Origin of the sequence: Paraclostridium benzoelyticum (genome assembly GCF_001006285.1) — a bacterium.
Classification (GTDB): Bacteria; Bacillota; Clostridia; order Peptostreptococcales; family Peptostreptococcaceae; genus Paraclostridium; species Paraclostridium benzoelyticum.
Window position 1 is genome coordinate 1 of sequence record NZ_LBBT01000010.1, and the last position, 6,538, is coordinate 6,538.

Here is a 6,538-nt window from a genome sequence, read left to right on the forward strand (position 1 = left end):
AAAATAAAATATTAAAATATGTATGTGTTATAGAATTTCAGGATGGAAAAATTTATATAGATAAATTTGGAAATGAAAAAAAAGGAGAAGGTCGTGGAGCTATTCATTATCATTTATTATTATTTGATGCTCCCTACATTGATTTTCAATTGATTCAAAATAAATGGGAAAATGGATTTATAAGTATTAATAAATGTGATGATATAGACAATATGGGAGCGTACTTATGTAAGTATATGACTAAGGAAAAAAATGATAGTAGATTGAGTGGCAAAAAGAGATATTTTGCAAGTTATAAGACATTAAAAAAACCTGAAATATATGAAATTGATTTTAATGTAGATGTGGAAACTTTGTATCCGAAGAAAAATTTAGTTACTGAATACAAAAAAGATATTATGGTCGGTAATGATTGCATTAACTCGGTTTCATACTATCAATATAACCTGAAAAGGGAAAATTTTATATATAAGAGAATTAATAGACAAGATACTTCTAGGAAACAGTATTTGTATAATTGTGTCGATTGAAAGTTATTGAAGATTTTAAGTAATTAGTACTATGCTTTAGTTAGATGATGAAACTTGGAGGTATATGTTATGTTATTTACAAAAGAAGTCATTTTAACAGGAACAGATGTAAAAGAAAAAAAAGATAAAACACCTTATTATGTAATCCATGCGCTGATGGATAATGGTCAAACTTGTACTTGTTCATATAAAGGTGACATTCCAACATTCAATTCAATTAAATCTTTAGAAAAATATTTTGTTAATTTTGAGTTTGTTACAAATCAGTATGGTTCAAGACTAGATATTTTAGGAATAGCTCAAAATGCCAAATAGTGATTTAAACACTTCTACACAAGAGCAAACTAATGCTCCTGAATCAAATCAACCTATTCCCGATAATTCTGATGTTTCTATAAAATTAGAACAGGTAATTAAAGAAATCCAGGAAGATAGAAAAATTCAACAAGAAAAGGATAAACAAGAGCAACAAGAAAAGGAAGGACAACTCAAAGAAAAAGAAAAACAAGAGCAAATCCAAAAAGAGAAGGATGAAAAATCTCAACAAGATAAAGATACATTTCTAAAAGATTTTAATAAAATCGTTCAAAGTTCAACCACAGGAACAGACACAACTTTTCAAGAAACTGTTAATCAAAAACTTGATGAATTAATATTTTTAAAAAAAATGGATTTTATGAGTGTAGGATTATTTATGTCAATTCTATTAGTTTTAATATTCCAAATATCTTTTAAGAGGTAATTTTAAAATGTTTGATACAAAACAATATATAGATTTACTATTTAAGGACTTTGTTATGCCTGGTATGCTAGGTGGCTTTGTTGTATCATTTTCGATATATTTATTTTCACTTGGCGTATCATTTGCATATAAATTAATTTCTGGAGAATCCAGTTAAGGGGGTTTTAACAAATGAATACTACATTATTTGGTGTTGCAGTTACTAGTGGTGTAAATGAATCAATAGTATCTGCGTTAACTTCAATAGCAAATGAAGCGACAGGTGTTATTTCATCAGTTGCGCCTGTTGCTATAACTATAACAGGGGCTTTCCTTGTTTGGAAATTAGGAATTAAATTCTTTAAATCTATAACAGGATAAGGATGTCCTAAAAAGGGAGAGGTTGGAATAAATTCTAACCTCTTTTTTAAGTTTTATAAAGGAGGTATAGATTTGGTTGCAAGTAGGAAAAAAATTATTTGTATTATTCTCGCTACTACATTTTTTATTAACTCTTGTTCAATTTTTTCTGTTTATGCCAATAGCTATAATTTTTTATATGAGGGCATTGGGTCCGAACAACAAATAGCATATATGCCTAGAATGGGTGGAGGAGCAATAGCTTTAAGTACTCTTGGAATTACAGCTATTTTAACGTTAGCAACTTATTCAGGAATAACTTTTTTAGATTCTGAGTCTATGGATGAATTTATATTGAGATTTGTCGGTTTGCAAAATGCTAAAAATTTAATAGTTGAAGCAAGTAAAAGTGCAAGTAAAGCAAAAAATGGAGTAGTCACTTTTTCAAGGAGTTTTATTGATTCCGTATCATCCATATTTAATAAAGTCACAGTTAATGTTGATAATAGCTATGAAGTAATTGGGAATCAAAGAGTTTTATCAATAGATAGTCCTAAAGTTTTTAATTCTAAAGAGATTGCAGCAATAGTTAATGGTTCAATGGCGAAAGACCTTCTTGTTGCAGATTCAAGGTGGGAGATAGGAAAGCAAGATACTAGAACTATTAGGAGAAGTAATAAGTGTTTTGTTACTTATTCAGCAGGTACATATCAACCTACATATGGTCCAAAAAGAGTAAATGTTTGTATTAAATGTAACGGGAACGCTAGCGTTGATGATAAAAATTATTGCACAGGCTCTTTCTTGGGTATAAGCGAAACTAATTATACTATTCAAAATATCCTTCCAATTTTAGTTGATAATCATCCGGGATATTTTATTGTTGAACATTTAAATTCTGAGGTAGGTAAAACAGGGAGAATTGTTTATTGCAAAAAACATAAATTAGAAAGTTCAGAAACGATTGTAAATAAAAAAATTAATGCGGTTATTGGAACTCCATGGACTGATGGAACAGGAACTATACCTGGGACTGATGGAAGTACTGCAACAGATGTAGCTATTCCCTTACCTAATGATATGGGAAAACTTATAAATACTCCTTCTGAAAAAGTAGCTAATCCTACTTATCCAACTTGGAAACCGGGAGAAAGTATAGCTATTCCTAAAATAGATAATCCGGGTGTTAGCTATGTACCGGACACCGGAACGGGAAACCCACCGGATACCGGAACGGAGAATCCACCGGATACTGGTACGGAAAACCCACCGGATACTGGAACGGAAAACCCACCGGATACCGGAACGGAAAACCCACCGGACACCGGAACGGATTATCCTTCTATTCCTTCAACTATAAATATACCAGGATTTGATGGTTTTAAAATAAATTTTGAACCTTTGACGGTTTCATTTGATAAATTTACAAATAAATTTCCTTTTTCTATTCCATGGGATTTTAAAAGGGTAGTTTCTGCATTTACGGAAAAATCCAAAAGCAAAGCTTATAGTGGGAAAGCTCCTGTTTTTGAAATTCCTATTTTAAAAAATAAAATGAAATTGGATTTAACACCGTTTGTTCCTTTAGCTAATCTATGTAAAATTTTTGTAGGTGTGGGATTTACTGTTATTTTAATGCTTTTAACTAAAAAAATGACACAACACTAAGGAGGCGAAAATTTTGTTTAAATGGTTTTTAAATGCCTTTATTTGGATAGTAGAAAGTTTATTAAAAGGTTTAGTTGCAATTATAGTTGGAGCTATAAACTTTATTATTGCAAGTTTAGGAATTGCTATAAATTTTATATTATCATTTTTGCCTGATTCTCCATTTAAACTTTTTAATTTAAATATAGATGGAGTTCAATTTTTAGGTTATTTGGATTGGATTGTTCCTATTTCTTATATAGTTACACTTATTGGAACTTGGTGTGCTTGTATGATTGCATATTATGGAATAAGAGCAATTATGAAATTTACCAAATTAAATTAATTTTAGGAGTTGATAAAAATGATTTTTTTTCAATTTCAATGATATTAAATTATTTAATATTTTTTTTAATAGATAAAATTTTTCATATTGGTTTTTTTAAGTAGGAGGAAGTTTTATGATAAGTTTTTACTCAGGAACGCCAGGATCAGGAAAGTCATTACATACTGCCAGGGATATTTATTTTCAACTTTTTAGAAAAAAGAAAAATATAATTTCAAATTTTGATATTAATATGGATATTTATAATAGTAAAAATAAAAAAGGGATTTTTAAATATGTTCCCAATTATGAATTAACACCTGAATATTTAATCGAGTTTGCACGAAAGCACCATACAAGTCAAAAAGAAGGACAGACTATTTTAGTTATTGATGAATGTCAATTAATGTTTAATTCAAGGACTTGGCAACAACAGGGAAGAAGTCAATGGATTGAATTTTTTACTCAGCACAGGAAATTTTTCTATGATGTTATTTTAATATCTCAATTTGATAGGCTTATAGATAGGCAAATAAGGTCTTTAATAGAATATGAAGTAGTACATAGAAAAGTAAATAATTTCAAAATAGGGGATTATTTACCTATAACTTTGTTTGTAGCTGTTACTAGATGGTATTCTCAGAAGGCTAAAATAGGTTCTCAGTTCTTTATTTATAGAGAAAAGTATTCTAAAATGTATGATAGTTATAAGACGTTTAAAGAGCAAGTATAGCCTTTATATAAGGTATCTATATTAAATACATTAGATAATAAACGATTAAACAAATCCCCCCCCGTGAGGGGGAAAATTTTTTTTTATTTTCAAGACATTATTCGACAATATATATTTATTCAAAAAAAAACACTCATTTATTAATGAGCATTTTTAAATTCAGGATAATTTTCTATTAGATCTCCTTTAGAAAAAAAATCTTCAGTATATTGTCTACCTTTAAAATATCCATAATATGCGAATTCTTGGCTACTCCATGGGGTAGCTAATTTTTTTATTTCATAAATTTTTTTATTATTTTTTTTTAATCTTTTTATATAAGATTCTACATTCATTTTCAAAATCTCCTTTTAATTGATTTATATATATATTATTTCCATTTTTGGTAAAAATTATACTAAATATAGACATAAAAACAAAAGTAAAGTGTTGAAATTTCAATGGTTGACAACATATTTCACCATTAAAAGCTAATGAGTGTTAAGTCGTTTTTGATGGAAATTTTAACTTGAATCAGACATGAACATTAATAAAAAAATTTATAAATAGTATCGCAGATAAAAAGGAGCATTGCGACTGTGAATAAGCGTAGCTTTAATAAATGAAAGTTTATAAAATAAAGTTAAAATATACAATTACTTTAAATGTATAGATTTTTGAGTAGCTTACAAATTGTAAGCAAAAAGTAATATAGCATTTGCAACGGTTTGAGCGTGGTTTAATTATACCTTAAAATTAAATTTAGGGAATAGTAATTTATTTAATCTAAATATATTGATGTAGCCCTTATATATAAATTATAAGGCTTGTACGCATGGCTCTCTTACCTAGGCGTGGGCTTGGGGCTCCCACGCCGTGTGAGGAGCGTAGCGAACGAACTGTTAATTTAATTATAGGGACACATAAAGACGTTTTTGATTGGATTAATATATTGAACTAATTTTGCAAGTTTAGAAAAAACATTCAAAGTTAGAAAATTGATAATTTTTTAGATATTTTATATAAAATAAGATTTTATTAATTTATATTGACAATCTTTGCTGAAAAAGTTTACAATTAATTTGACAACAAAAAAATAAAGACTCCTACAGTTTCTGTTCCGGTTTGGCGACCGTACTAGGAATTAGTACCCAACTACTCGCAATAGTTAGATAGTACCGTAAGAGCCTAAAACTATAAAAAGTTTTTTATAGTCAATATCAAATTTGATATAATTATTATACAATTTGTTTAAAATTATTTCAAGTACGATTTTAGGTTTAGTACACACAGACTTATTGCTAGTTGGCAATAGGTCTTTTTTAATTGATTTAAAGTGTGGTTAGAGGAATAACACACTATAATAAAAAACTATTGCACTAATCATGCAATTATTGGTCGTTAGAGGATGACTATTATTTTCTTAGACAAGCTTGTAAAGTAAATAATAGGCTTTAGAAGTGGCGTGCCTGTCCTGGTTGGGGGCAACTGTAAAGAATTGATAATTCTACTTGATAATACCAGACCTAAGCGAGTTAGAGCAGTTGGCGTTGAAATAAGATTATGGATTTTATATAATACGAATAAAACGTAGGATATACGGATACCTCGTGAAAAAGCGGTAAACGTAGATTCTCTTTATATTTCAATTTTTTTTATTGGGGTATAGGGGGAAAATAGCCGTTTGCCTGATTCCCTACGGTATACTTGAATACTAGCTAAAATGCAAATACCTACTAAGAAAAGAAAAACTTAGCTATTTAGGGGAAAAAATATATTATACTTAAAACATAGGAGGGTGCTATGACTTTTTTTAAGTATGATACAAAAGTTATAAAAAGTGGTGATGTAGTCGAAGTTTTTAAATATGAAAGAGCTATAACGAAAGGTTATAAAAGTTCAGCTATAAAAACTCCAAGAGATAAAACAGATTTGGTTATTAAAGAAAACATAGAAAGATCCACTCGAAGAACAATTCAAAATATCCGCAATTTAATCAATTCAAACTTTGATAGTAAAACATCATTTCTAACATTAACATTTGCAGAAAATATAAAAAATGTTTCATGTGCAAATTATGAATTCCAAAAATTTAGGAAAAAGTTAAGTAGAATTTATTTAAAAAAAAATAAAATATTAAAATATGTATGTGTTATAGAATTTCAGGATGGAAAAATTTATATAGATAAATTTGGAAATGAAAAAAAAGGAGAAGGTCGTGGAGCTATTCATTATCATTTATT

General features: G+C 28.5%; 10 protein-coding genes. 9 read left to right on the forward strand and 1 reads right to left on the reverse strand.

Annotation, left to right across the window (positions count from 1 at the left end; all coding sequences use genetic code 11):
- The 8 genes from VN21_RS18520 to VN21_RS00360 all read left to right on the forward strand — a co-directional run.
- The coding region (locus VN21_RS18520; protein WP_052951926.1) for a rolling circle replication-associated protein at positions 1 to 530 on the forward strand (530 nt) is incomplete at its 5' end.
- A 69-nt stretch (positions 531 to 599) separates the two neighbouring features.
- Entirely contained in the window at positions 600 to 845 is a 246-nt protein-coding gene (locus VN21_RS00335; protein ID WP_046821511.1) for a hypothetical protein, read from the forward strand.
- A complete protein-coding gene (locus tag VN21_RS00340; RefSeq protein ID WP_046821512.1) occupies positions 835 to 1,272 on the forward strand; it encodes a hypothetical protein in 438 nt (145 codons plus the stop codon). Before VN21_RS00335 ends, VN21_RS00340 begins: the two co-directional genes overlap by 11 nt.
- Positions 1,273 to 1,279: 7 nt before the next feature.
- Positions 1,280 to 1,429 carry a hypothetical protein gene (locus tag VN21_RS18525; RefSeq protein WP_161794360.1) on the forward strand — a complete coding sequence of 50 codons (150 nt, stop codon included), beginning with the start codon at positions 1,280 to 1,282 and terminating at the stop codon, positions 1,427 to 1,429.
- A 14-nt stretch (positions 1,430 to 1,443) separates the two neighbouring features.
- On the forward strand, positions 1,444 to 1,632 hold the full coding sequence (locus VN21_RS00345) for a hypothetical protein (protein ID WP_046821513.1): 189 nt from the start codon (positions 1,444 to 1,446) through the stop codon (positions 1,630 to 1,632).
- 72 nt (positions 1,633 to 1,704) lie between these two features.
- Complete coding sequence (locus VN21_RS00350) at positions 1,705 to 3,279, forward strand: CHAT domain-containing protein (protein ID WP_046821514.1); 1,575 nt, start codon at positions 1,705 to 1,707, stop codon at positions 3,277 to 3,279.
- 13 nt (positions 3,280 to 3,292) lie between these two features.
- Complete coding sequence (locus VN21_RS00355; protein WP_046821515.1) at positions 3,293 to 3,604, forward strand: hypothetical protein; 312 nt, start codon at positions 3,293 to 3,295, stop codon at positions 3,602 to 3,604.
- A gap of 115 nt (positions 3,605 to 3,719) precedes the next feature.
- Entirely contained in the window at positions 3,720 to 4,316 is a 597-nt protein-coding gene (locus VN21_RS00360; protein WP_046821516.1) for a zonular occludens toxin domain-containing protein, read from the forward strand.
- 140 nt (positions 4,317 to 4,456) lie between these two features.
- Here VN21_RS00360 and VN21_RS00365 read toward each other — a convergent pair whose 3' ends face one another.
- Positions 4,457 to 4,651, reverse strand: coding sequence for a hypothetical protein (locus VN21_RS00365; RefSeq protein WP_046821517.1), 195 nt, complete (start codon positions 4,649 to 4,651; stop codon positions 4,457 to 4,459).
- A 1,447-nt stretch (positions 4,652 to 6,098) separates the two neighbouring features.
- Between VN21_RS00365 and VN21_RS00370 the strand changes: the two genes are divergently transcribed.
- On the forward strand, positions 6,099 to 6,538 hold a 440-nt coding region (locus VN21_RS00370; protein WP_046821518.1), incomplete at its 3' end, for a rolling circle replication-associated protein.

Bases quoted from the DNA above. Each gene is read 5' to 3' on its own strand.
- VN21_RS00345 (WP_046821513.1), top strand. From the start codon at position 1,444: ATGAATACTACATTATTTGGTGTTGCAGTTACTAGTGGTGTAAATGAA.
- VN21_RS00365 (WP_046821517.1), bottom strand. From the start codon at position 4,651: ATGAATGTAGAATCTTATATAAAAAGATTAAAAAAAAATAATAAAAAA.
- VN21_RS00360 (WP_046821516.1), top strand. From the start codon at position 3,720: ATGATAAGTTTTTACTCAGGAACGCCAGGATCAGGAAAGTCATTACAT.
- VN21_RS00335 (WP_046821511.1), top strand. From the start codon at position 600: ATGTTATTTACAAAAGAAGTCATTTTAACAGGAACAGATGTAAAAGAA.
- VN21_RS00340 (WP_046821512.1), top strand. From the start codon at position 835: ATGCCAAATAGTGATTTAAACACTTCTACACAAGAGCAAACTAATGCT.
- VN21_RS18525 (WP_161794360.1), top strand. From the start codon at position 1,280: ATGTTTGATACAAAACAATATATAGATTTACTATTTAAGGACTTTGTT.